The sequence below is a fragment of the Sphingomonas kaistensis genome (assembly GCF_036884275.1).
GTDB classification, from domain to species: Bacteria; Pseudomonadota; Alphaproteobacteria; order Sphingomonadales; family Sphingomonadaceae; genus Sphingomicrobium; species Sphingomicrobium kaistense_A.
The window spans coordinates 207052-230444 of the sequence record NZ_CP145607.1; the positions used below are offsets into that span (position 1 = coordinate 207052).

General features: G+C 66.7%; 27 protein-coding genes. 15 read left to right on the forward strand and 12 right to left on the reverse strand.

Going from position 1 to position 23393, the window contains the following annotated elements; translation table 11 throughout:
* Window positions 1-124 precede the first annotated feature (124 nt).
* The 4 genes from V6R86_RS00895 (at window position 125) to V6R86_RS00910 (ending at window position 4253) form a co-directional block, all read left to right on the forward strand.
* Window positions 125-1249 carry a phosphoserine transaminase gene (locus V6R86_RS00895; protein WP_338501220.1) on the forward strand — a complete coding sequence of 375 codons (1125 nt, stop codon included), beginning with the start codon at window positions 125-127 and terminating at the stop codon, window positions 1247-1249.
* On the forward strand, window positions 1246-2826 hold the full coding sequence (gene serA / locus V6R86_RS00900; RefSeq protein ID WP_338501222.1) for a phosphoglycerate dehydrogenase: 1581 nt from the start codon (window positions 1246-1248) through the stop codon (window positions 2824-2826). The genes V6R86_RS00895 and serA overlap by 4 nt, the downstream gene beginning before the upstream one ends.
* Before the next feature lie 10 nt (window positions 2827-2836).
* Window positions 2837-3640: a 2OG-Fe(II) oxygenase gene (locus V6R86_RS00905; protein WP_338501224.1), complete on the forward strand. Its 804-nt coding sequence runs from the start codon at window positions 2837-2839 to the stop codon at window positions 3638-3640.
* A gap of 112 nt (window positions 3641-3752) precedes the next feature.
* The gene (locus V6R86_RS00910; protein WP_338501225.1) at window positions 3753-4253 is read left to right on the forward strand and encodes a PilZ domain-containing protein; all 501 of its coding nucleotides are present in this window, start codon (window positions 3753-3755) and stop codon (window positions 4251-4253) included.
* Window positions 4254-4428: 175 nt separating this feature from the next.
* Here the strand turns inward: V6R86_RS00910 and V6R86_RS00915 are convergent, their stop codons facing one another.
* Entirely contained in the window at window positions 4429-4707 is a 279-nt protein-coding gene (locus V6R86_RS00915) for a type II toxin-antitoxin system RelE/ParE family toxin (RefSeq protein ID WP_338501227.1), read from the reverse strand.
* Entirely contained in the window at window positions 4704-4979 is a 276-nt protein-coding gene (locus V6R86_RS00920; protein ID WP_338501228.1) for a ribbon-helix-helix domain-containing protein, read from the reverse strand. Before V6R86_RS00920 ends, V6R86_RS00915 begins: the two co-directional genes overlap by 4 nt.
* A 284-nt stretch (window positions 4980-5263) precedes the next feature.
* Between V6R86_RS00920 and V6R86_RS00925 the strand changes: the two genes are divergently transcribed.
* Window positions 5264-6553: an adenylosuccinate synthase gene (locus V6R86_RS00925; protein WP_338501230.1), complete on the forward strand. Its 1290-nt coding sequence runs from the start codon at window positions 5264-5266 to the stop codon at window positions 6551-6553.
* Window positions 6554-6559: 6 nt separating this feature from the next.
* On the opposite strand, the gene V6R86_RS00930 is transcribed toward V6R86_RS00925, so the two are convergent.
* The 4 genes from V6R86_RS00930 to V6R86_RS00945 form a co-directional block, all read right to left on the reverse strand.
* On the reverse strand, window positions 6560-7801 hold the full coding sequence (locus V6R86_RS00930; RefSeq protein ID WP_338501231.1) for an ABC transporter permease: 1242 nt from the start codon (window positions 7799-7801) through the stop codon (window positions 6560-6562).
* The gene (locus V6R86_RS00935) at window positions 7798-8508 is read right to left on the reverse strand and encodes an ABC transporter ATP-binding protein (RefSeq protein ID WP_338501233.1); all 711 of its coding nucleotides are present in this window, start codon (window positions 8506-8508) and stop codon (window positions 7798-7800) included. The genes V6R86_RS00930 and V6R86_RS00935 overlap by 4 nt, the downstream gene beginning before the upstream one ends.
* On the reverse strand, window positions 8501-9748 hold the full coding sequence (locus V6R86_RS00940) for an efflux RND transporter periplasmic adaptor subunit (protein WP_338501234.1): 1248 nt from the start codon (window positions 9746-9748) through the stop codon (window positions 8501-8503). Before V6R86_RS00940 ends, V6R86_RS00935 begins: the two co-directional genes overlap by 8 nt.
* Window positions 9749-9992: 244 nt before the next feature.
* Entirely contained in the window at window positions 9993-11279 is a 1287-nt protein-coding gene (locus tag V6R86_RS00945; RefSeq protein ID WP_338501236.1) for an MFS transporter, read from the reverse strand.
* 80 nt (window positions 11280-11359) lie between these two features.
* On the opposite strand from V6R86_RS00945, the gene V6R86_RS00950 reads away from it, so the two are divergent.
* The gene (locus tag V6R86_RS00950) at window positions 11360-12223 is read left to right on the forward strand and encodes an alpha/beta hydrolase (protein WP_338501237.1); all 864 of its coding nucleotides are present in this window, start codon (window positions 11360-11362) and stop codon (window positions 12221-12223) included.
* A gap of 19 nt (window positions 12224-12242) precedes the next feature.
* Here V6R86_RS00950 and fabI read toward each other — a convergent pair whose 3' ends face one another.
* Genes fabI through V6R86_RS00965 form a run of 3 tightly spaced genes read right to left on the reverse strand, consistent with a single transcriptional unit; the run spans window position 12243 to window position 15090 of the window.
* Window positions 12243-13046 carry an enoyl-ACP reductase FabI gene (gene fabI, locus V6R86_RS00955; protein ID WP_338501239.1) on the reverse strand — a complete coding sequence of 268 codons (804 nt, stop codon included), beginning with the start codon at window positions 13044-13046 and terminating at the stop codon, window positions 12243-12245.
* Window positions 13043-14125, reverse strand: a complete 1083-nt coding sequence (locus tag V6R86_RS00960) for a YihY/virulence factor BrkB family protein (RefSeq protein WP_338501240.1) — start codon at window positions 14123-14125, stop codon at window positions 13043-13045. Before V6R86_RS00960 ends, fabI begins: the two co-directional genes overlap by 4 nt.
* A gap of 8 nt (window positions 14126-14133) precedes the next feature.
* The gene (locus tag V6R86_RS00965) at window positions 14134-15090 is read right to left on the reverse strand and encodes a J domain-containing protein (RefSeq protein ID WP_338501242.1); all 957 of its coding nucleotides are present in this window, start codon (window positions 15088-15090) and stop codon (window positions 14134-14136) included.
* 65 nt (window positions 15091-15155) lie between these two features.
* Between V6R86_RS00965 and pdxH the strand changes: the two genes are divergently transcribed.
* The 4 genes from pdxH to V6R86_RS00985 are packed head-to-tail and all read left to right on the forward strand — an operon-like array spanning window position 15156 to window position 18689.
* A complete protein-coding gene (pdxH, locus tag V6R86_RS00970) occupies window positions 15156-15740 on the forward strand; it encodes a pyridoxamine 5'-phosphate oxidase (RefSeq protein ID WP_338501244.1) in 585 nt (194 codons plus the stop codon).
* The gene (locus tag V6R86_RS00975) at window positions 15737-16663 is read left to right on the forward strand and encodes a cation diffusion facilitator family transporter (RefSeq protein WP_338501245.1); all 927 of its coding nucleotides are present in this window, start codon (window positions 15737-15739) and stop codon (window positions 16661-16663) included. The genes pdxH and V6R86_RS00975 overlap by 4 nt, the downstream gene beginning before the upstream one ends.
* The gene (locus V6R86_RS00980) at window positions 16660-17451 is read left to right on the forward strand and encodes a PhzF family phenazine biosynthesis protein (protein WP_338501248.1); all 792 of its coding nucleotides are present in this window, start codon (window positions 16660-16662) and stop codon (window positions 17449-17451) included. Before V6R86_RS00975 ends, V6R86_RS00980 begins: the two co-directional genes overlap by 4 nt.
* Window positions 17448-18689, forward strand: a complete 1242-nt coding sequence (locus V6R86_RS00985; RefSeq protein ID WP_338501250.1) for an APC family permease — start codon at window positions 17448-17450, stop codon at window positions 18687-18689. Before V6R86_RS00980 ends, V6R86_RS00985 begins: the two co-directional genes overlap by 4 nt.
* On the opposite strand, the gene V6R86_RS00990 is transcribed toward V6R86_RS00985, so the two are convergent.
* Both V6R86_RS00990 and mnmA read right to left on the reverse strand, forming a co-directional pair.
* Window positions 18642-19142: an NUDIX domain-containing protein gene (locus tag V6R86_RS00990; protein ID WP_338501251.1), complete on the reverse strand. Its 501-nt coding sequence runs from the start codon at window positions 19140-19142 to the stop codon at window positions 18642-18644. The genes V6R86_RS00985 and V6R86_RS00990 overlap by 48 nt on opposite strands.
* Before the next feature lies 1 nt (window position 19143).
* Window positions 19144-20292, reverse strand: coding sequence for a tRNA 2-thiouridine(34) synthase MnmA (mnmA, locus tag V6R86_RS00995; RefSeq protein WP_338501253.1), 1149 nt, complete (start codon window positions 20290-20292; stop codon window positions 19144-19146).
* Between the two features lie 49 nt (window positions 20293-20341).
* Between mnmA and V6R86_RS01000 the strand changes: the two genes are divergently transcribed.
* From V6R86_RS01000 to V6R86_RS01015, 4 genes are all read left to right on the forward strand, one after another.
* Window positions 20342-20641: a hypothetical protein gene (locus V6R86_RS01000; protein WP_338501254.1), complete on the forward strand. Its 300-nt coding sequence runs from the start codon at window positions 20342-20344 to the stop codon at window positions 20639-20641.
* A 7-nt stretch (window positions 20642-20648) separates the two neighbouring features.
* Window positions 20649-20948, forward strand: a complete 300-nt coding sequence (locus V6R86_RS01005) for a DUF1153 domain-containing protein (RefSeq protein WP_314442712.1) — start codon at window positions 20649-20651, stop codon at window positions 20946-20948.
* 132 nt (window positions 20949-21080) lie between these two features.
* Window positions 21081-21338, forward strand: a complete 258-nt coding sequence (locus V6R86_RS01010; RefSeq protein ID WP_338501257.1) for a GlsB/YeaQ/YmgE family stress response membrane protein — start codon at window positions 21081-21083, stop codon at window positions 21336-21338.
* 82 nt (window positions 21339-21420) lie between these two features.
* A complete protein-coding gene (locus V6R86_RS01015; RefSeq protein ID WP_338501259.1) occupies window positions 21421-21702 on the forward strand; it encodes a hypothetical protein in 282 nt (93 codons plus the stop codon).
* A gap of 9 nt (window positions 21703-21711) precedes the next feature.
* On the opposite strand, the gene V6R86_RS01020 is transcribed toward V6R86_RS01015, so the two are convergent.
* Complete coding sequence (locus V6R86_RS01020) at window positions 21712-21975, reverse strand: GlsB/YeaQ/YmgE family stress response membrane protein (protein WP_338501261.1); 264 nt, start codon at window positions 21973-21975, stop codon at window positions 21712-21714.
* Window positions 21976-22175: 200 nt separating this feature from the next.
* On the opposite strand from V6R86_RS01020, the gene V6R86_RS01025 reads away from it, so the two are divergent.
* Window positions 22176-23381 carry an efflux RND transporter periplasmic adaptor subunit gene (locus V6R86_RS01025; RefSeq protein ID WP_338501263.1) on the forward strand — a complete coding sequence of 402 codons (1206 nt, stop codon included), beginning with the start codon at window positions 22176-22178 and terminating at the stop codon, window positions 23379-23381.
* The last annotated feature ends 12 nt before the right edge of the window (window positions 23382-23393 follow it).

The window sequence follows — 23393 nt, forward strand, 5'->3', positions numbered from 1 at the left end:
CGTCGAATCGCGGATTTATTCACAGAATCGCAAGGGCGCTTGCGCCGCTCACCCCATGCTGTAGAGCGGCCACGGGCCACGCCGTCCCAACGCGGCGCGTGCTCTCTGTGAGGAGAGTTTGAACATGACGAACCCTACCCCGGACGTGCGTCCGGACCGCCCCTATTTCTCGTCGGGGCCGTGCGCCAAGCCGCCCGGCTGGACCGCTTCCAGCCTGCCCACCGACAGCCTCGGTCGCTCCCACCGCAGCAAGATCGGCAAGGCGCGGTTGAAGCGCTGCATCGACCTGATGCGCGCCAATCTTAGGCTTCCCGACACGCATCGGATCGGCATCGTCCCGGGCTCCGACACCGGCGCTTATGAGATGGCGATGTGGACCATGCTCGGGGCGCGTCCGGTCACTGCCATGGCGTGGGAAAGCTTTGGCGAAGGCTGGGTCACCGATGCGGTGAAACAGCTCAAGATTGATCCCACGGTGATCCGCGCTGACTATGGCGACCTGCCCGATCTGGCGGCGGTCGACTGGTCGAACGACGTGCTGTTCACCTGGAACGGCACCACCTCGGGCGTGCGCGTTCCCGATGGCGACTGGATCGCCGCCGACCGCCAGGGCCTGAGCTTCGCCGATGCGACCAGCGCGGTGTTCGCCTACGACATTCCGTGGGACAAGATCGATGTCGCGACGTTCTCCTGGCAAAAGGTGCTCGGCGGTGAAGGCGCGCATGGCGTCCTGATCCTCGGACCCCGTGCGGTCGAACGGCTGGAAAGCTATGTGCCCGCCTGGCCGCTGCCTAAGGTCTTCCGGCTGACTTCCAAGGGCAAGCTGATCGAAGGCGTCTTCTCCGGCGAGACGATCAACACACCCTCGATGCTGGCGGTCGAAGACGCCATCGCCGCGCTCGAATGGGTCGAGAGCATCGGCGGGCTCGACGGCGCGATCCGCAGGTCCGACGCCAATGCCGCGGCGTTGAACCGCATCGTCGAGGCGCGCCCTTGGCTCGACCATCTCGCCGCGGATCCGGCGTCTCGCTCGAAGACCAGCGTATGCCTCACGGTCGAAGGCGCCGACGAAGCCCGGATCAAGAAAATGGCCGGCCTCCTCGAAGAGCAAGGTGCTGCGTTCGACATCGCCGGCTACCGCGACGCCCCGCCGGGGCTTCGCATCTGGTGCGGCGCGACTGTCGACACCGCCGACATCGAGGCCCTCGGGCCGTGGCTCGACTGGGCCTATGAGGAGACCCGGGCATGACCCCGCGCGTCCTCATTTCCGACAAGATGGACCCCCGCGCCGCCGCCATCTTCCGCGAGCGGGGGATCGAGGTGGACGAGATCACCGGCAAGACTCCGGACGAGCTCGCCGGACTAATCGGCGACTATCACGGCCTGGCCATCCGCTCGTCAACCAAGGCGACGGCCAAGCTGCTCGACCATGCGACCAATCTGAAGGTCATCGGCCGTGCCGGCATCGGGGTCGACAATGTCGACATCCCCGCCGCCACCGCGCGGGGCATCGTGGTGATGAACACGCCCTTCGGCAACTCGATCACCACCGCCGAACACGCCATTGCGCTCATGTTTGCACTCGCCCGCCAGCTGCCCGAGGCCGATGCCTCGACCCAGGCCGGCAAGTGGGAAAAGAACCGCTTTATGGGGGTCGAGCTCACCGCCAAGACATTGGGCCTGATCGGGGCGGGCAACATCGGGTCGATCGTCGCCAGCCGCGCGCTCGGCCTCAAGATGAAGGTGATCGCCTTCGACCCCTTCCTCTCGCCCGAACGCGCGCTGGAACTGGGGATCGAAAAGGTCGAGCTCGACGAGCTGCTGAAGCGCGCCGACTTCATCACCCTGCACACTCCGCTGACCGACCAGACCCGCGGCATCCTCAGCCGCGAGGCGTTGGCCAAGACGAAAAAGGGTGTCCGCATCATCAATTGCGCGCGCGGCGGGCTGATCGACGAAGCGGCCTTGAAGGATGCGCTCGATAGCGGGCAGGTCGCCGGCGCGGCGCTCGACGTGTTCGAGACCGAGCCCGCGACCGACAGCCCGCTGTTCGGCACGCCCGGCTTCATCTCGACCCCGCACCTCGGCGCGTCGACCACCGAAGCGCAGGTCAATGTCGCGATCCAGGTCGCCGAGCAGATGAGCGACTTCCTGCTGCTGGGCGGCGTCACCAACGCCATCAACATGCCCAGCCTGTCGGCGGAGGAAGCACCGCGGCTCAAGCCCTACATGGCGCTGGCCGAAAAGCTCGGCAAACTGCTCGGCCAAGTGCTCGGCGAACAGGTCCGCGGCGTGTCAATCGAGGTCGAGGGCGCGGCGGCGCAGCTCAATCAGAAGCCGATCACCGGCGCGGTGCTGGCGGGGCTGATGGGCACCTACAGCCAGACAGTGAACATGGTGAACGCCCCCGTACTCGCGAAAGAACGCGGCCTCGACGTCAAGGAAATCCGACACGAACGCGAAGGCGATTACCAGACCCTCGTCCGGGTCACCGCCTCCACGCCGACCGGCGATCGCTGCGTCGCCGGGACCCTGTTCGGCAATGCGGCGCCGCGCCTCGTGGACATCTTCGGTGTCGCGGTCGAAGCCGATCTCGCGGGCCACATGCTCTACATCGTCAACAGCGACGCGCCCGGCTTCATCGGCAAGCTCGGCACCACGCTTGGGGAAGCGGGCATCAACATCGCCTTCTTCAACCTTGGCCGGCGCAAGGCAGGCGGCGAAGCGGTGGCCCTGGTCGCGGTCGACGATCCCGTCACGCCCGAAGTCGTGCAGCAACTGTGCGCGCTGGAAGGCGTGCGCGAGGTGGTGCCGTTGAGCTTCTAGGAGCACATCGATGCGGAGCGGCGACGAGTTGCGGGCCGAAGCGCGGATGGAAGCTGTCGGCGCCGGTCGCCCGCAGAACTGGCCCCGCGCGCTTGCCCTGTTGGGACGGGCAGCGGACGCGGGCAACCCGCAAGCTCAGGCAGAACTGGAAGTGCTCGGGCTGACCCCGGACCATGCGCGCAGCGCCGCCGACATCGACGCCCTCTTCGCCTTTCCTCAACCGGAGCGTCTTTCCGAACAGCCCCGACTGCGCTTCGTCCGCGGATTCGCGTCTGCGGCAGAATGCGCGTGGTTGCGGGGGCGCGGCACGTTGGCGCCATCGCAGGTGTTCGACCCGTCTACCGGCGGCCCGCGGCTCGACCCACGTCGCAGCAATAGGTCGGCCGAACTGACCTTCGACGAACTTGATCTCGTAACCCAGGTTCTCCGCTCCCGCATCTCGGCCGCGACGCGTCTTCCTCTCCCGCTGTTCGAACCTCCGCAGGTGATGCGCTACGAACCGGGCGAGGAATTCCAGCCGCACTACGACTATCTCGACCCGGCGCTGGCGGCACACGCCGGACAGCGGATCGCCACTTTTCTCCTGTATTTGAACGACGATTACGAAGGGGGCGAAACCGCCTTTCCAGAGGCCGGACAGGTCGTGCGCGGAGCAACCGGCGACGCCCTCTTCTTTGCCAACGTCGATGGCGCCAATCGTCCCGATCCGCTGACCCTGCACGCCGGCCGGCCCCCAAACAGAGGGACCAAGTGGGTCTTCTCGCAATGGATCCGTGACCGTTCACCCGCAGCGGCGCGACAGTCGCCGGACTGATCCAGGCACAATGCGCACCATCCTGCCAAAGGTGCGCAATGGACGCGCAAATTGACCGATTGTTAACGGAAGGCCTCCATCGTCACTGGGCATAGTGACGGGCCCCTTATTCATGTCGACTGCAGTTCATGCCATCTCGCCGCTTGAAAGCGAGAACCGCCGATACGCTTCCCGCCGCGCCCTCCGCCTCAGATCGGCGGTGTCGGACAGCGGGATCGAAGTCGTCATCCACGATCTGTCGCCGACCGGGCTGCTGCTCGAAACCCGCCAGCCTCTCATCAGCGGCGAAACCCTGTTCGTCGATCTTCCCGAACGCGGCCCGACCGCCGCTTCGGTGGTGTGGAGCAGCGGCAACTTCCACGGCTGCGCGTTCGAACAAAGCATTCCCTCGGCCGCGATCAGCGCGGCGCTGCTGCGCAGCCCGGCCAGCGTTCCAGCCGGCGGCGCCGATACCGGCCTCGACATCCATCGCCTGCGCGAACTGGCAGCCGACATCGAAGCGGCCGATCCCGTCGACGACCGCTATTCGCTGCGCACCCGCGGGATTGTCTTCGGCGGCCTACTGGTGGCGAGCTGGGGTGCGATCGGCTGGGCGGTTTCGGCTTTTCTCTAACTCAATTAGTTATCGGAGCCGAGCAAGCAGGCGACCGCATCACGGTCGTGGATGCTCTTTCGACGTCTAATCCGCCCTTGAGGCGCATCTATCTCAATGACTGAAACAGCGGCACCTCGGTCGTGCCATGGTAGGGGGTGTCAAAAGGCTGACGCCGGCTCCCCGCACGAAGTTGTTACGCTCGATCTTCGCGCATGTGGAAAATCCTCAACAGGATGATTTGATTGTCGCGGACCTCGTAGCGAAACACGTATCGCTCGACCCGAAACTCACGCACTTCGCGAGGATCAAATTCGAAAAGGCGGGGTCCCCGCCGCGGAAAGTCCAACAACGCCGTTGGCGAATTTGCGAGAAGATCCGCGATTTTTTCGGACGCTTCGAGATCAACTTCAGCGAGAAAAGTCTGCAGCCGTTCGAGGTCGGCGAAGGCAACAACCGACCAGATGATCCTCACGCAGCGGGCTTCGCATGTTGCTTTCTGAGTTCTCGCTTCCGTGCTTCGATCATCGACAGTACCTCGTCGTGGGACAATGTTTTTCCGTCATCCACGACAGCCAGCGCTTCAAGCGTAAGTTCATGACGCCTCTGTTCCTCGGCCAACCATTCGGACAAAGCTTGCCGCATGATCCAGCTCTTGCTGCGGTCGATCCGGGCAGCGACTTCGTCGACCTGGCGCACCAGGGCTTCCGGAAGCTTAGTCGTCACGATCCGTCCAACGTCCGTCATGATTGCCTTTCAATCAGTTACAATCAATATAAATCAGTTCCAATATGGACCAATCCTATTGGCTGTTATAATTGTCAATCGCCCTCAAAGGTACGTACGGGCGTGCAGATGCAATCAAAGATAAACCGAGCGGAACAGAAACGGAACAGGGATACGATCCGCTTCGGAGAAATTAGGCTGAATCTTTTGATCCGTTATCGATCAAAAGGCGACACGGCGGAGGGTGGCTAGACCAGAACTGCCACGCTGCTAGAGGCAGGCCTTCCGTCAACACGAGAAGAACCATGGGTAACGTAACCGTGATCGGCGCCCAATGGGGTGACGAGGGCAAGGGCAAGATCGTCGACTGGCTCGCCAGCCGCGCCGATTGCGTGGTGCGCTTCCAAGGCGGCCACAATGCTGGTCACACGCTGGTCGTCGGCGACAAGGTCTACAAATTGTCGCTGCTGCCGAGCGGGATCGTCACCGGCACCCTGTCGATCATCGGCAACGGCGTGGTGCTCGATCCGTGGTGGCTGCGCGAAGAAGTGGAGAAGTTGCGCGGCCAAGGCGTGCGGGTCGAGCCCGACGTGTTGCGCATCGCCGAGACCTGCCCGTTGATCCTCCCCATCCACCGCGACCTCGACGCGCTGCGCGAAGACGCCAGCGGCGCGGGCAAGATCGGCACCACTCGCCGGGGCATCGGTCCGGCCTATGAAGACAAGGTCGGCCGCCGCGCCATTCGCGTTTGCGACCTCGCCCACCTCGACGAACTCGATCCCCTGCTCGACCGCCTGTGCGCCCACCACGACGCGCTGCGCGCCGGATTTGGCAAGGAACCGGTCGACCGCGCGCGGCTCAAGAACGATCTCGCCGAGATCGCCGACTTCGTTCTCCAATTCGCCCGTCCCGTTTGGGTCGATCTGGAGGAAGCGCGCAGCCAGGGCCGCCGCATCCTGTTTGAAGGCGCGCAGGGCGTCTTGCTCGACGTCGATCACGGCACCTATCCCTTCGTCACCTCTTCCAACACCGTCGCGGGCACCACCGGCAGCGGCAGCGGCATGGGTCCGGGCGCGGCGGGCTTCGTGCTGGGCATCGTCAAGGCCTACACCACCCGCGTCGGCTCCGGGCCCTTCCCGACCGAACTGGACGACGCCGACGGCCAGCGCCTCGGCGAACGGGGCCATGAATTCGGCACCGTCACCGGCCGCCAGCGCCGCTGCGGCTGGTTCGACGCGGTGCTGGTCCGCCAAAGCGCGGCGGTGAGCGGCATCACCGGGATTGCGCTGACCAAGATCGACGTCCTCGACGGGTTCGAGACGGTGAAGATCTGCGTCGGCTACGAAATTGACGGCAAGCGATTCGATTATCTGCCGCCGCACGCCGCCGACCAAGCCCGCGTGAAGCCGATCTACGAAGAGATGCCGGGCTGGTCCGACAGCACCGCGGGCGCACGCAGCTGGGCCGATCTTCCGGCGCAAGCGATCAAATATATTCGCCGCGTCGAAGAACTGATCCGCTGCCCGGTGGCGCTGGTCTCGACCTCGCCCGACCGCGACGACACGATCCTGGTCCGCGATCCGTTCTCGGCCTGAGCCGCCTTATTCGCTGCGCAAAGCCTCGATCGGGCTGAGGCGGCTGGCGCGGATCGCGGGGTAGCCGCCGAACAGCAGGCCGATGCAGGCGCTGAAGGCGATGCTGCCGAGCACCGTGCCGATGCCGATCGGCGCCGGAAACTCCGCCACCCGCTCGAATACGGTGGCGGCGATGGCGGCGAGGCCGAGGCCGAGCAACCCGCCGATCATGCACAGCACCGCGGCTTCGACCAGGAACTGATTGCGGATATCGCGCCGCCGCGCTCCCAAGGCCATGCGCAGCCCGATTTCGCGGGTGCGCTCGGTCACGCTGACCAGCATGATGTTCATGATCCCGATTCCGCCGACCAGCAGCGAGATCGACGCGATCGCGACCAGCACCGCCTGGAAGATCGAGGTCACCATGCTCGATTCCTCCTGGAACTCCTCGGTGGTGCGCACCGCGAAGGGTTGGGGTTCGCCCTTTTCGACATTGTTGCGCGCACGAAGCAGGCGGACCAGCTCGCGCTTGCCGTCGCCCAGGTCCATCGCCGGATCGAAGCCGACGAACAGCATCGACAGATCGTCGGGCCCGCGCAGCGAAGTCGTGAAACGCTGCCGCCCGGTGCTGAGCGGCACTAGTGCGACGTCGTCCTGGTCCTGGCCAAGGCTCGATCCCTTGCCCGCCAGCACGCCGATCACCCGGAACGGCACCTTGTTGAGGCGCACGGTCTGGCCGACCGGATCGAGATCGCCGAACAGGACGGTGGCGGCGGTCGGGCCGAGCACCACCACGCGCGCGGCCGAGCGGACGTCGCTTTCCTCAATCAGCCGCCCGTTCTCGATCCCCGTGTTGGACGCGACCGCATAGCCCGGCGTCACCGCGATTCCGCTGGTGGTGACCTGCTTGGCGGGGATCGACAGCTGAACGGTGGCGCGGATCTGCGGGGCGATGGCGATGACCCCAGGGATCGACCGCTCGATCGCCGCCGCGTCGCGCTCGGTCAGCTTGCCCGGTGCGCTGTTCGGACCGCCGCGGCCACCTTCCTGCTGCGGAAAGATCAGCGCCATGTTGGAGCCCAGTTGCGCCACCGTCTCTTCGACCGACACCTTGGCCCCGCTGCCGACCGCCATCGCCAGGATCACCGCGAAGACGCCGATCATCACGCCCAGCGCGGTCAGGATCGAGCGCATCAGATTCGTGCGCAGCGCCGTCAGCGCGATGCCGACATCGACCAGCCGTCCGGCGATGAAGCCGCCGGCGCTCATGCCGCCAGCCGCCGGTCGGTAACGGGCCGATCCTCGACCACCTTGCCGTCGCGGAACAGGATGCGGCGCTTGGCGAATTGCGCGATGTCGGGCTCGTGGGTCACCAGCACCACGGTGATCCCGCTCTCATTGAGCTCGGTGAACAGCCGCATGATCTCTTCGGACGTCGCGGTATCGAGTGCACCGGTCGGCTCGTCCGCCAGCAGCATCAGCGGTTCGGTCACCAGCGCACGGGCGATCGCGACGCGCTGCTGCTGCCCGCCCGACAATTTGGCCGGCGTATGGTCCATCCGGTCGCCGAGGCCCATCGCGGCAAGCTTCGCCGCCGCCCGCTCGCGCCGCTTCGCCAGAGGCACACCGGCATAGATCAACGGGGTCGCCGCATTGTCGAGCGCGCTTGTGCGGGCGAGAAGATTGAACTGCTGAAAGACGAAGCCGATCTTGCGATTGCGGATCGCGGCCAGCTCGTCCGACGACAGGTTGGCCAGTTCCTGCCCGTCGAACAGCATCTCGCCGCTCGTCGGCAGGTCGAGCGCGCCGACCAGGTTCATGAAGGTCGACTTGCCCGATCCGCTGGCGCCCATCACCGCCACGAATTCGCCGCGCCGGATGGTCAGCGACACGCCGTCCACCGCGTGCACCGTCTCCCCGCCGAGCTTGTATTCCTTGCGAAGGTCGCGGGTCTCGACCAGCGGCGGCTCACTCACCGCCAGCCTCCCCGGCGTTCTCGTCCTCGTCATCGTCTTGCTTGGGCGCGGTCGAACGGGTTCGCACCAGCACCTTGTCGCCGGCCTTGAGGCCCGAGCGGACCTCGACGAAATCCTCACCGGCAAGCCCGGTCGTCACGATCCGGCGCGCCGGCTTGTAAGGTTCGGCCCCGGCCACATAGACCGCCTCGCTGCCCTTGGGCGGAACGCTCTTGGGCCGGTCGCCGACCTTGGGCCGGAAACGCAGCGCGGTGGTCGGCACCCTCAGCGCCGAGGCGATCCGGCCGGTGACGATTTCGACGTTGGCGGTCATGCCGGGGAGCAATTTGCCGTCCTTGTTGTCGACGTCGAGGATGACGAGGTAGCTCACCACATTGTTGGTCTCGACCGCCGCCTTGCGGATTTGCCGCACCACCGCCTTGAACCGGTCGCGGGGATAAGCATCGACGGTGAAGCTGACTTCCTGGCCCGTCTGGACCTCGCCGATGTCCGCCTCGTCGACGCTGGTCTCGACCTGCATCCGGCTGGTGTCGGCGGCGATTTCGAACAGGTTCGGCGTCTGGAAGCTGGCGGCGACGGTGGACCCGGGCTCGACCAGCCGGTTGATCACCACGCCAGAGGTGGGCGCGACGATCCGGGTGCGCGACAGGTCGAGCATCGCCGAGGACAGTTCGGCGCGCGCCTGCACGATCTGGGCCCGCGCAGTCGCGATCTGCGCGGTACTGCTGCGGCGCGACGCCTGTGCGGTGGCGAGCGACCCGCCGGCGGCATCGAGCGCGGCCTGGCTGGTGAAGCCGCGTCCGGCGAGTTGCCGGGCGCGCTCGAACTCGCGTTGCTGGATTCCGACATCGCTCGCCGCGCGTCCGGCCGCTGCATTGGCGGTCGCCAGCGCGGCCTCGGCCGTGGCGACCTGCGCACGGGCCTGCTCGACCCGGGCGCGGAGACGCGTGGGGTCGATCTCGGCCAGCACTTGGCCAGCCCTCACCGGCGTGTTGAAATCGACCGCGACGCGGCTGACCTGCCCCGACACTTCGGCACCGACCTTGATCGTGTTCAGCGCACGCAGCTTGCCGCTGGCGGTGACCTTGCGAACCACTTCGCCGCGGGTCACCGGTTCGCTGACATAGACATAGTCATAGGTCTTGGGTTTGAGCGTCTGATACACGATCAGCGCCACGACGAGGAGGATCAGCCCCGACCAGATCGGATGCCGCTTCACCCACGCGCCAACAGATTTCATTAAAACTTTCCCCCACCCTTTAAGGCCGATGGTAACAACAAGAGCAACGGGGTGCGAGAAACTTTTGCTGCCCACGCGCCGACTGTATCGTTACTTCCCGACACCAATGCGCTTCCCCAACGTGTCTGCGTCCGACCCGCCTAGCTTGCGTCGCTGGCCCGACGCGATCACCACCGCTTCGACCAACGGGCGTGTCAGGTCTGTAATACGCCGGGACACCCAGTCGGTGGTGAGCGAAGGCGCTTCAGCGATGTTGGACCGGGGCCGTTTCCCGCAGCGTGAGGAAGACCGGCAGAACTGCCACCGCGACGGCGGCGATCATGATGCCGGGCATGTTCGCCTGGCCCGTCGTCGCAACCAGCCGCTCGGCCAGCCACGGCGTCAGCCCTCCGAAGATGGCGGTCGCTCCGGTGGCCCCGAACGCCAGCCCGGTCACCCGCCCCTCGCCCGGAAGTTGCTCGGCAGTGGCGACCGCGCCGACCGCGCTCATCGCCCCAGCGACGCAGGCGAGCAGCAGCGCGCCGACCAGCGCCTGCCCGTGTCCGCCGCCCGCCATCAGCGAGAACAAGGTGATCGGGAGTGCCGCCGAGAGCAAAGCCACGCCGATCAGGACCGGTTTTCGCCCCACCCGGTCCGACAGCATTCCCGTCAGCGGGGTGACCAGGATCACCGCCACCGCCGCCGCGGTCCCCAGCCACAGGCTGTCCACCTCGCTCAAGCTTCCGGCAGTGTTCAGGAAGGCGGGCACATAAGTGATTCCGACATAATAAGTGATCGATCCCAGCGCCGAGATGCAAAAGGCGCGGAAGATGCTGAGCTTGTGGTTGGCAAACGCGTGCCGCCATGGCGATTCCGGCACCGATCCGGCGGCGACCTGCCGCTCATATTCGGGCGATTCCTGCATCGAGGAGCGCGCGATCCACACGCTGCCCGCCAGTGCCGCGCCGACGAAAAAGGGGATGCGCCAGCCCCAACTTGTCAGGTCCGCCTCGCTCATCGACGCCACCGTCAGCGCTGATACCCCGACCGCCAGCAGCGCGCCGATCTCGCTCGCCGCCGACGCGAGGCTGGCGACCAGCCCGCGCCGCTCCGCCTTCGCGCCTTCGAGCAGATAGGCGACCACCCCGCTATATTCGCCGCCGACCGAGAACCCCATCACGCAGCGCAGCAGAAACAGCAGCCACCCCGCCGCAACGCCGATCGAGGCCTGCGTCGGAAGTAGCGCCGTCGCCAGCATCGCGGCGGTCATCAGCGCCACCGACCACAGCAGCATCGCGCGTCGCCCATGGCGGTCGCCGACATGCCCGAACACCACCGCGCCCAGCGGTCGCATCAGATAAGCGAGCGCAAAACTGCCGAGGGTGAAGGACAGGGCCTCGCCGCCGCTTCCGTAGAACAGCCGCGCCAGCACCGTCGCGAAATACAGGTAAAGGGTGAAATCATACCATTCGACGATGGTCGAAAAGGCCGCCACCGCCAGCGACTTGCGTGAGATCGGCTGGTGGGGTGCGGCGGGCTCGGACGCGATCATGGCCCAGCCTTGCGGACGAATGCCCGGCGTGCAAGCGGCGAGCACGCGTCCAAGCCGTTTCGCCGTGCGTATGCACTGCCATGAGAAATGCGATCCTTGCTCTTGCCGCCTTGGCGCTGGCCGCCTGCTCGCCTCCCGCCCTGTTGAGCTCAGTCAACCGCCTGCTTCCGGGCGACAATGGCGCGCGGCGGGTCGCCGAGGGAGTGACCTTTGCTCCCGATCGCGGCCTCAAACTCGATGTCTGGGCGCCCCGGCAAAGCGGCCGTCCGCTTCCCGTCGTGGTGTTTCTCTATGGCGGCGGCTGGGTCGCGGGATCGCGCGGAGGCTATGCCTTTGCCGGCTCGGGCTATGCGGGCCAGGGATTCGTCACCGTCGTTCCCGATTACCGTCTGGTGCCGTCGGTGCGCTTCCCCGCCTTTGTCGAGGACGGGGCGCTGGCGGTGAAATGGACCCGCGACAACATTGCCCGCTATGGCGGCGACCCCAACCGGATCGCAGTCGCGGGGCATTCGGCGGGCGCCTACAATGCCGCGATGCTGGCGCTCGATCCGCGCTTCCTGCGCGAGGCGGGGGCGCCGGCGGGGACGATCAAGGCCGCTGCCCTGCTGTCAGGCCCCTACGATTTCTACCCCTTTACCGAACAGCGCGGCCGCGATGCGCTGGGCGCCTGGCCGCGCCCGGCCGAAACCCAGCCGATCAATTTCGTCACCCGCGCCGCCCCGCCGATGCTGCTCGCGACGGGGAGCGCCGATACGATCGTCAATCCGCGCAACAGCCGGGCGCTGGCCGCCAAGCTGTCGGCGGCAGGGGTGCCGGTCGAATTGAAGGTCTATCCGGGCAAAAGCCACGTCGACCTCGCCAAATCGCTGTCGCGACCGTTCCGCGGGTCAACGCCGGCACTGGCCGACAGCGCGTCGTTCCTCCACCGCGTACTCGGCGAGTAACCGACGCGCAGAAGGTGCCTTAGACCGTGGCGATATCCGGCGCGTCCTCGGCTTTCATGCCGACGACGTTGTAGCCCGCATCGACATGGTGGATTTCGCCGGTGACCCCGCTGGCGAGATCGCTCAGGAGATACAGGCCCGCGCCGCCGACGTCCTCGATGCTGACGTTACGGCGGAGCGGCGCGTTCAGCTCGTTCCACTTCAGGATATAGCGGAAATCGCCGATCCCGCTTGCGGCCAGCGTCTTGATCGGCCCGGCGCTGATCGCGTTGACCCGCACCCCGTCCTTGCCAAGGTCGGCGGCGAGATACTTTGTCGCGGTTTCGAGCGCGGCCTTGGCGACGCCCATCACGTTGTAATGCGGAATGACCTTTTCCGCGCCGTAATAGCTCAGGGTCAGCATCGACCCGCCCGGCTTCATCAGCCGCGCCGCGCGCTGGGCGCAGGCGACGAAGCTGTAGACCGAGATGTTCATGGTCAACAGGAAGTTGTCGAGGCTGGTGTCGACGAACCGCCCGCGAAGCTCGTTCTTGTCGGAAAAGCCGATCGCGTGTACGATGAAATCGAGCCCGCCCCAGCGCTCCTCGATCGCGGCAAAGGTGCGGTCGAGCGCGTCCATGTCGCCGACATCGCAATCGACCAGAAAGTCGCTGCCGAGGCTTTCGGCCAGCGGGCGCACCCGGCGCTCCAGCGCCTCGCCCTGGTAACTGAACGCCAATTCGGCGCCATGCTCGCCCAATTGCTTGGCGATGCCCCACGCCAGGCTGCGGTCATTGGCGAGGCCCATGATCAGCCCGCGCTTGCCCGCCATCAATCCCGTCATACGATCTTCCCCTCTTCGGCCGCTTGAACGACCTCGCCTTCCGTCGCCGGCACTTCCTCGGCCTGGCTCGGCGTGATGGTTACCTTTTCACCCGGTTCCGGCGCCTCGACCTCGAGGGTCGCGGCATGCGGTCCGGTGTAATGTTCGCCCTCTAGCGCCCTCGCCTCGGTTTCCGCCAGCCCGGCGTTGAGTTCGGCGCCCATCACGACGCCAAGGCCCACGACGAAGAAGAACAGCAAGGCGATCATCACCCCCGCCAGGCTGCCGTAGGTGAGGTCGTAGCCGCCCGCGAGGCTGATCGCCTTGGGCAACAGCACCGCGGTTCCGATCCACCAGCCGGTCACCAGCACCGCGCCCGGCCACTTGCGGCACCCGCGCTTGCGGTAGCGCGACGGGGTCAGCACCACGAAGATGAGATAGACGGTGACGTACAGTGCCGCCGCCGGCACGATCCGCAGCAGCGTCAGCGTATCCTCGACCTCCGCGAATTCGGGCACCTTGGCGACGATGAACGCTTCGATCGAACTCAAGAGTACGGTGGTCGCCAGCGCGATCATCAGCAGCAGCACCAGGCCCAGCATCAGCGCCACGCTGATCAACCGGTATTCCCAGAACGGCTTGGTATATTTGACGCCGTAAGCCCGGCGCAGAATGTCGCGGATCGTCTCGATGAAGCTCGACGCCGTCCACAGCCCGACCAGCGCGCCGAACCACAGCAGCGGCCCTTGCCGCGCGGTCAGCACCTCGGCGACCGGTTCGCGCACCACCGCCGCGATCTGCGGCGGCAGTGAGCTCAGCACCTGGGCCACGATCTGCTGCGCCCCGGTGCTCGATCCCAGCAACTGCGCGATCGCCGCCGCCAGGATGAAGAATGGGAACATCGACAGCAGCGACAGGTAAGCGATGTTGCCGGCGTGGATGAAGCCGTCGTTGTAAACGCCGATCGCGACCCTTTTGGCGACTTCGAACGGCTTGGTCCCGGGCTTGACCCGTTCGACCACCTGGGTGCCGAAGCGGGCCTGGATCGCCGCCAGCCGCTTGCGCCTGGCTTCGGGACTTTGGGGGGAAACGTCCTGCATCGAACGGCTTAGACGCCGAGACCCGCCCTGGGGTTGCCTGCGCCGCCGCTCCAGCCATCGACAAAGCGCTCCAGCTCGACGTCGCCGGCGGGCAGCTCGACCATCAAGGTGACCAGCAGATCGCCGCGCGTACCCGCCTTGTCGCTGAACCCGCGGCCCTTGATCCGCAGCACCTTGCCCGAGGTCGCGCCCTTGGGAACGCTCAGCATCACCGCGCCGTCGGGGGTCGGCACCTTGACCTTGGCGCCCTGCACGGCCTCCTTAAGGCTGACCGGCAGGTCGAGCCGGACGTTCTGCCCGTCGCGGGTGAAGAAGCGGTGCGGTTCGATCCCGATGGTGACGATCGCATCGCCCTTGCCGCCCGGCCCCGCTTCGCCCTTGCCGGCAAGCCGGATCTTGGTGCCATCCTCGACACCCTTGGGAAGCTTGAGTTCGATCGTCGCCCCATCCGCCAGCGTCACCCGCTGCGGGCTCAATGTCGCCGCATCGACGAACGGCACGGTCAGGCGATAGGCGACATCGGCGCCCTTGACCGCTGCCCGCGGCTTTGCGCCCGCGCCATTGCCGAAGGGCGACCCGCCGGCGCGGCGTCCGCCAGCTCCGCCGAACAGGCCCTCGAACAGATCGGACAAATCCGGCCCGCCGGCAGCACCGCCGCCCGGAAAGCCTTCGAACCCGCCGCCTGCGCCCGGCCGTGTGCCGCCATAGCTTCCACCGCCACCGCCGCCGAAGCCGCCGAACTTGGGATTGCCTTCCTCGTCGATCTCGCCCCGATCGTAGCGCGCGCGCTTGTCGGCGTCGGACAACAGGTCATAGGCCGCCGTCACCTTGGAAAAGCGTTCGGCCGCTTTGGGATTATCCTGATTGCGATCGGGATGAAGCTGCTTGGCGAGGCTTCGATAGGCCTTTTTGATCTCGGCCTCGCTCGCCCCGCGCTTCACCCCCAGTTGTGCGTAAAGATCCATAACCCATCACATAGGGGAGGCTTGGCTTGCCTGCCAAGGCGGTCAGCGGATAGAGGCATGGCCCCATGGCCGCGACCGATCCCTTTGCCCTGTTCGCCGAGTGGATGGCACTGGCCGAAGCGTCCGAGATCAACGATCCCGACGCCATGGCACTCGCCACCTCCACGCCCGACGGCCGCCCCTCGGTGCGGATGGTGCTGATGCGGCGCCACGGGCCCGACGGCTTCGGCTTCTTCACCAATCTCGACAGCCGCAAGGGGCGGGAGATCGCCGCCAATCCGTGGGGCGCACTATGCATCCACTGGAAAAGCATTCGCAAACAGGTCCGCGCCGAAGGCCGCCTCGTGCAGGTCAGTGACGCCGACGCCGACGACTATTTTGCCAGCCGCTCGCGGACCAGCCGGATCGGGGCGCACGCCAGCGATCAGTCGCGCCCGCTTGCCAGCCGCGAGGCCTTTCTCGCCCGGGTCGAGGAAGTGAAAGCGCGCTTCGAAGACCGCGACGTGCCCCGGCCCCCGCATTGGTCGGGCTTCCGCCTCGTTCCCGACCGGATCGAATTCTGGGAAGACGTCGAGTTCCGTCTCCACAACCGCCGCCTGTTCGAGCGGCAGGGCGACGGCGGCTGGAGCGAAGGCCTGCTTTACCCATGAGGGTCGTCGGCCCCGAACGCACCCGCCTGACCCAGCGCGCGGCGCTGGCCAGTGTCGGAATGGCGTCCATCCTTCTCGTCGCCAAGGCATGGGCGGCGATCGCCACCGATTCGACCGCCATGCTCGGAAGCCTTGCCGACACCGCCCTCGATCTCGTCGCCAGCCTGTTCACGCTGGCCGGCGTTCGTATCGCCGCGCTTCCTGCCGACCACGACCACCGCTTCGGCCACGGCAAGGCGGAGGCTTTGGTCGCGCTCGGCCAGGTCGTGCTGATTGCCGCCTCGGCGCTCGGCATCGGCTGGCGGGCGGTCGACCGGCTGCTCAACGGCGCGCCCACCGCCAATGCCGAACTGGGCATCGGGGTCAGCATCGCCGCGATGGTCGGCACCGTGCTGCTGCTCGCCTATCAAAAGCGGGTGATCGCCAAGACCGGCTCGGTCGCGATCCAGACCGACAACATCCACTACAAGTCCGACCTGTTCCTGAACGGCGCGGTGATCGGCGCCTTGGTGCTCGACCAGTTTCTCCGCATCCGCGGCGCCGATGCGGCGTTCGGCATCGCCATCGCCGTCTGGCTGTTGTGGGGGGCCTGGCAGGCGGCCGGCGACAGCGTCAACCAGCTGATGGACGCCGAATGGCCCGAGGATAAACGCACCGCTTTCCTCGCGGCCTGCGCCGAATATCCCGAGCTTCGGGGCATGCACGACGTGCGCACCCGCACCAGCGGCGTTCACGACTTCATCCAGTTCCACGTCTGGGTGCCCGAGGAATGGTCGGTTCGGCAGGCCCACGACCGGCTCGATGCGGTCGAGGAAGATCTTCAGCGCCGCTTCCCCGGCACCGAGATCTTTCTTCACTTAGACCCCGAAGGACATACCGACCGCGAGGGCATGCTGCCCCACCACCTGACGGAACGGACGTGACCGACCCGATCGTCCTGCCTTTCTATCAGGTCGATGCCTTCACCAGCGGCCGCCCCCTGACCGGCAATCCCGCCGCGGTAATGCCGCTGGACGGCTGGCTGCCCGACGAAATCCTTCAGGCCATCGCCGCCGAAAACAATCTCAGCGAAACCGCCTTCACCGTGCCGCTGGAGGGCGGCGAGGCGGATTATCACCTGCGCTGGTTCACCCCGACGGTCGAAGTCGACCTCTGCGGACACGCCACCTTCGCCAGCGGACACATCCTTCTAAAGGGCGACACCGTCCGCTTCCAGACCCGCTCGGGCGTGCTCACCGTCACCCGCGAGGACGATCGTTTGTGGCTCGACCTGCCGGCCAGCCGCCTTAGCGAAGGCCAAGCCGGTGCCGTGCTGGACGCATTGGGAGTACGTGGCCCAGTCCAAATCGGCGAAGGCGGCAACGGTGCCATTCTCGTCCGGCTCGATGACGAAGCCGCGGTCCGCGCGGTGAAGCCGGACTTCGCCTGCCTGCGCCAGGTCGACGCGCTGGTGATGATCACGGCGCCCGGCACCCGCACCACCATCGCCAGCCGCGTCTTTGCCGCTTACCACGGCATCGACGAGGACCCGGTCACCGGCTCGGCCCATTGCGCCCTCGTTCCTTATTGGGCGGCCGAGTTGGGGCGCACCGAATTCACCGCCGCGCAGGTCGGCCCACGCGGAGGCGATTTGCACTGTCGCCTCGCCGGCGACCGCGTGCGACTCGGCGGGGAAGCTCGCACGGTGATCGAAGGCACCTTCTGGATTTGACCGGCACGGCGCTGCCCCGGAAGGTCGGCGCCGGAAGCGCGGCGCTGCTGTCCTTCAACGGCGCGGTCGGCGCGTCGGTGTTCGCCCTCCCCGCGACCCTCAACGGCGACGTGGGTCCATGGGCCGCCCTGCTGTTCCCCGCCGCCGCTCTCGTCATGCTGCTGATCGCCATTCCCTTCTCCCGCGCGATCGCGGCGATGCCGGGTGAAGGCGGGCCGGTGGTCTATGGCTCCGCCTTCGGGCGCATTGCCGGGTTCGAGCTTGGCTGGACCTATTATGTCGCCCGGCTCGCGGCCTTCGCGGCCAACGTCCATGTGCTGGTCGATTATCTCCTGCGCTGGACCGACATCGCCCCCTCGCCCGCCTTGCGCAACACCCTGATTCTCGCCGCCATCGCCCTGCTCGCCGCGATCAACATCGCTGGGACCAGCAAGGCGATCCGACTGCTCGGCGGCCTGACCCTGCTGAAAAGCCTACCGCTGATCGCGCTTGCCGGGCTGGCGCTGGTCACCGTCCCCCTCCCCGCCTTCGGTCCCCCGCCCCCGCTCTCGGCCGCCGAAGCCAGCATCCTGCTCGTCTTCTACGCCTTTATCGGATTCGAAAATGCGGTCGCCGTCTCGGGCGAAGCGCGTGACGGCGGGCGGGACATCGCTCGCGCGATGCTGGTGACGATCTTCCTGATCGCCCTGCTCTATTTCGTGGTGCAGCTCGCTTTTTCCGCCGTCTCGCCGCCGGTTCCGGAAGGCGACAAGGCGCCGCTGCTGGCGCTCGGCACCGCGCTGCTCGGGCCGCTCGGCGCGCTGCTGATCCTGCTCGCGGCCGTCACCAGCCTTGCCGGCAACCTCCACGCCAACATGACCGCCAGCCCCCGAGTCACCCATGCGCTGGCGGCGCGCGGCGACCTGCCGGCGTGGATCGGCGCGGTGCATCCCCGTTTCGCCACCCCCCACGGCTCGATCCTGCTGATGGCCGTCCTTGTCGCCGCCTTGGCGCTGAGCGGCGGGTTCGTCTGGCTGGCCGTGGTCAGCACGCTCGCCCGAATGGCGGTCTATGCCGTCACCATCGCCGCCTGGCTCAAGATCGAGCGGCGGGGAGCCGGCAATCTTCTGCTCGGCGCGCTCGGCATCCTGCTGTGCGCGACGGTCGCGACCCAGGCCACCGCCGCCGCCTGGGCGACGCTCGCCGCGCTGCTATTCGCCGGCCTTGTGCTCTATTTCCTGGCGCGGCGCGGCCGCTAGCATCGCGTCCAGCGCATCGAGCAGCGGCGCCTGGCTGGCGAGGATCCGAGCGCGCGCATCGGCCATGGTCATCCATTCGACCCGGTCCATTTCGGGAAACTGCCGCATCCGGCCCGATCGCGGCGGCCATTCGAGTTCGAAGCTGTTGCTGACCAGGGTGGTGGGATCGAATTCGCCTTCGAGCGCGAACACCTCGACCAGCTTGCCGCCGTTCTGCCGAACGGTGCGAAGCGGGACGGGCGTTCCGTGCGGCACCGGCCCTACTTCCTCGGCGAATTCGCGCATTGCCGCTTCCAGCGGCTGTTCACCGACTTCCAGCGCGCCTTTGGGCACCATCCAGGCGCCCGCATCCTTGCGCGCCCAATACGGGCCGCCGGGATGGCCGAGTAGCACCTGCAAGCCGACCTTGCCGCGGCGATAAAGAAGGATGCCCGCGCTGCGTTGCTGCGGCATGTCAGGCGGCGACGGCGAGGGCAGCAAAAGCGGAGCGGGTTTCCTCGATCCACCCGCCGCCGAGCAGCCGCTCGCCGTCATAAGCCACCGCGGCCTGCCCCGGCGCAACCCCGAACTCGGGCTGGTGGAAGCGGATCACGCCGCCGTCCAGCACTGCGGGCACCGGGCGGCTTAGCGAACGGACCTTGACCTCGACCTCGCGCTGGTCCTCGCCAAGCCAGTTCCAGCTACCCACCCTGGCTTCGCTCACCGCCAATGCCTGCTTCGGCCCGACCACCAGCCGGCGCGCGTCGGGCTCGATCCGGACTACGTACAGCGGCTCGGCCGATCCGCCGATCTCCAGCCCGCGGCGCTGGCCGACGGTGAAATGCACGATGCCACGATGCTGCCCAAGCACCCGCCCGTCCAGCCCGACGATCTCGCCCGGCGCCTCGGTTTCGGGCCGCAGCCGCTTCACCAGTCCCGCATAATCGCCGTCGGGCACGAAGCAGATGTCCTGGCTGTCGGGTTTGGCGGCGACGATCAGCCCTGCTTCGGCCGCCATGGCGCGAACCTCGGCCTTGGGCAGCTCCCCGATCGGAAAGCGCAGCAGGTCGAGCTGCTCGGCTGTGGTACCATAGAGAAAATAGCTCTGGTCGCGCGCCGGATCGCGGCCTTTGTGCAGCTCGGCCCGAGGTCCATTCGGCCCGTTCCGGACCACCCGCCGGACGTAATGCCCGGTCACCAGCGCATCGGCGCCCAGCTCGCGCGCGAAAGCGTGGAGGTCGGTGAATTTCACCCCCTGGTTGCACAGCGAGCAGGGCACCGGCGTGCGGCCGCGGGCATAATCGTCGGCGAACCGCTCGATCACGCCCTCGCGAAACCGGCTTTCGTAATCGAGCACGTAATGCGCGATGCCGAGCTTTTCGCACACCTGCGAGGCGTCATAGATGTCCTGTCCTGCGCAGCACGCGCCCGACCGCTTCACCGCCTCGCCATGATCGTAGAGCTGAAGCGTGACGCCGATCACCTCCGCGCCCGAACGCGCGGCAAGCATGGCCGCGACCGACGAATCGACGCCGCCCGACATGGCAACGACGACCCGCGCCGCTTCCGGCGGCTTGCCCAGCTGAAGATCGGGAAGAGTCACGGTCACGTCTTTACCCGTCATTCACCCTCTTCCGCTAGTGCTGGCGAAAGGACGGAAGAAGGCGAGGGTTTTGGTCGAAAGCGTAAGGACATTGCAGGCGGCGGGCGTGCTGAACGGCGACGAGCTCGGCGCCGTGCTGAACAGCCTCGGCCCCGATGGCGCCGAGCGGGACCGCCTTGCCGCCGTGGTCGCGTTGTTCGCCAATCGCGAGAGCGACGGGGGCCGGCCGGTGCGCGGCGCCTTCGCCGGTCTCGGCCCCAAACCCGTCGCCGAGGCAAAGGTGACGAGCACGTTTACCAGCGCGCTTCACGGTTGCTTGAGAGAGCAACCGGTAAACGCTGGCTCACCGGCAACCACCCGTTCCGTCTGAGGAAGCAATGCTAGAAAACCAGAAGTTCCGCCCCCATCAGGTCATCGGTCCGCTTGGCGAGCCGCTGACGCTGGAGTCGCTGCCCAAGCCCGGCACGACGCGCTGGGTGGTTCGGCGCAAGGCCGAAGTGGTGGCTGCCGTTGCCGGCGGACTCCTGACGGTGGACGAGGCCTGCGCCCGCTATGGCCTCAGCCTCGAAGAGTTCGCGAGCTGGCAGCGCGCGGTCGACCGCAGCGGCATGCCGGGCCTTCGCGTGACCCGAATCCAGCATTATCGCCAGGTCTACGAACGCCAGCAGCGTTACTGATAAATAGCTCGTTCCGGAACCGATACAGCATTTCACCGTTCCCCTCTTCGGAACAAGACGTTCAGGTAGGCGTCTTGAAGCCGAACGAAACGCCCGGCGCGCAACGTCTGGGCGAAACAGGAGGGAACGCACATGGGAATTATCATCTGGCTTATCGTCGGCGGCATCTGCGGCTGGCTGGCTAGCATTGTCATGCGGACCGACGGTCAGCAGGGCATCTTCCTGAACATCATCGTCGGCATCATCGGCGCGGCGCTTGCGGGCTTCCTGCTCGGCGGTGCGGCCAGCCTCAACAACGGGCTGACCATCGAGAGCTTCCTTTATTCGCTGCTGGGCGCCATCGTCCTGCTCGCGATCGTCAACCTCGTTCGTCGCGGCCGGGTGCGCTAAGCAACCAGCCGACCGATTGATGGTTTGCAATCGGGGTCGTCCGCTCTTGGAGCGGGCGGCCCCTTTGCTTATGAGGTGGCCCATGCCCTTGTCCTGGATCGCCCTTTCTCTTCTCGGCGCATTGCTCGGCTGGATCGCCAGCGTGGTTTTGCACAGCGACCGCGCGCGCGACGTATTCGGCCTCGTGGCACTGGGTGCGCTCGGCGCCCTGCTCGGTGCCTTGCTGATCACGCCGTCCCTTGCCGGAAAGCTCGAATTGACCGGCTTCTCGCTGCCGGGCGTCCTGCTGTCGCTGCTCGGTGCGTTTATCGCGCTCGGGCTCGTCGCGGCGGCGGAGCGGTTCGGGCGCCGCCGCACGCGATAAGCGGGTGTATCAGCGACGCCGCAGCGTCAGCCGGTAGATGAAGAGGATCAGGACCGCGCCGACAAAGGCAGCGAGAAAACCGGCGCCGTCGGTCGGCCCGCTATACCAGCCGAGCGCCCGGCCGAGAAAACCCGCCACCAAGGCCCCGCCGATCCCCAGCAGGATGGTGACGATGCAGCCGCCCGGATCCTTGCCCGGCATGACCAGCTTGGCTAGCCCGCCCGCCAGAAGCCCGATGATGATCCAGCTCAGCCAACCATAATCCTGCAACATGCCCGTGTTCCTCCTGTCGATAAGCCTTCCGGTAACAAGCATCGTCGGTCCCGTGCAAACAACTTTCGGCGGAGCGGATGGAACCGTTGGTCGAATGACACTTGCCGCCCGTCGCGAACCTGCCTTGGGTTGCACGTGGTGAGTTATGCGTCTAATACAGTAGCGGCGTCATGAGAACGTCGAACGAAAAGGTGATCGGAATGAATCGCGAGACCCGGCTGGAACGGGACGGAACCATGGTCGTGGTGGATGACACCCGCCGCCGCCGCAATCTCATCATTGCGGTGCTGGTCGGCCTGCTCGTGCTTGCCCTTGCCTTTTTCCTGTTCAACCGGGCCAACGCCCCGGCCGATGGCAAGGCCGGCGCCGCGACTGAGAAATCGGCTGCGACCGGTGGCGGCCGCGGCGGGCAGGTGCCAACCGTCACCGTGATCGTTCCCGGTCGCAGCCAGGTCGCCAAGATCATCACCACCAGCGGTGCGCTGGCGGCGCGGCGCGATCAGCCGATCGGCGCGGCCGGCCAGGGCGGCCGGGTGACCGCGGTCCTGGTCGATGCCGGAACCTGGGTCCGGGAGGGTCAGGTCCTCGCCAGGGTGGATCGCTCGGTGCAGGTGCAAACCTCGGCGCAGCTTGCCGCGGCGCTCGAATCCGCCCGCGCCAGCGCGGCGCTGGCCCAGAACGAATATGATCGCTCGGCCGCTTTGGTTGGCAACGGTTTCGTCTCCAAGGCCGATCTCGACCGCAAGAAAGCCGCTCGCGACCAGGCCAATGCGCAGGTTCGCGTGGCCCAAGCACAGCTGAATGCGACCCGCGCGGGCATCGGCCTGCTCGACATCCGCGCGCCGAGTGCCGGCCTGATCCTCCAGCGCAACCTCGAGGTCGGACAGGTCATAGGCGGCGGCAGCCAGGGCCTGTTCCGCCTTGCTCGCGGCGGGGAAATGGAAATGCGCGCCCAGCTCAGCCAGCAGGACCTTGCCGACATTCGCGTCGGCATGCCGGCCAGCGTGACTCCGATCGGCGAGATGTCGAGCGTCCCCGGCCAGGTGTGGCAGGTCTCGCCGGTGATCGATCCCCAGTCGCGCCAGGGCGAAGTGCGGATCGCCATTCCTTATTCGGCCGGCATTCGCCCGGGCGGCTTCGCCGAAGCCCGCATCTCGGCCGGCGCGACCACCGCGCCCTTGCTTCCGCAAAGCGCGGTGCTGTCCGACAACGACGGCAACTACGTCTACATCGTGAACGGCAAGAACGAGGTCGAACGCCGCGCGGTCAGGGTCGGCAGCGTGGACGAAAGCGGGGCAACCATCGTGTCGGGGCTGACCGGCCAGGAAACGGTGGTGCTCTCCGCCGGGCCGTTCCTCAATCCCGGCCAGAAGATCAATCCCAAGCGGCAAGCTGCCGCCAACTAAGCCCAGGTTCAG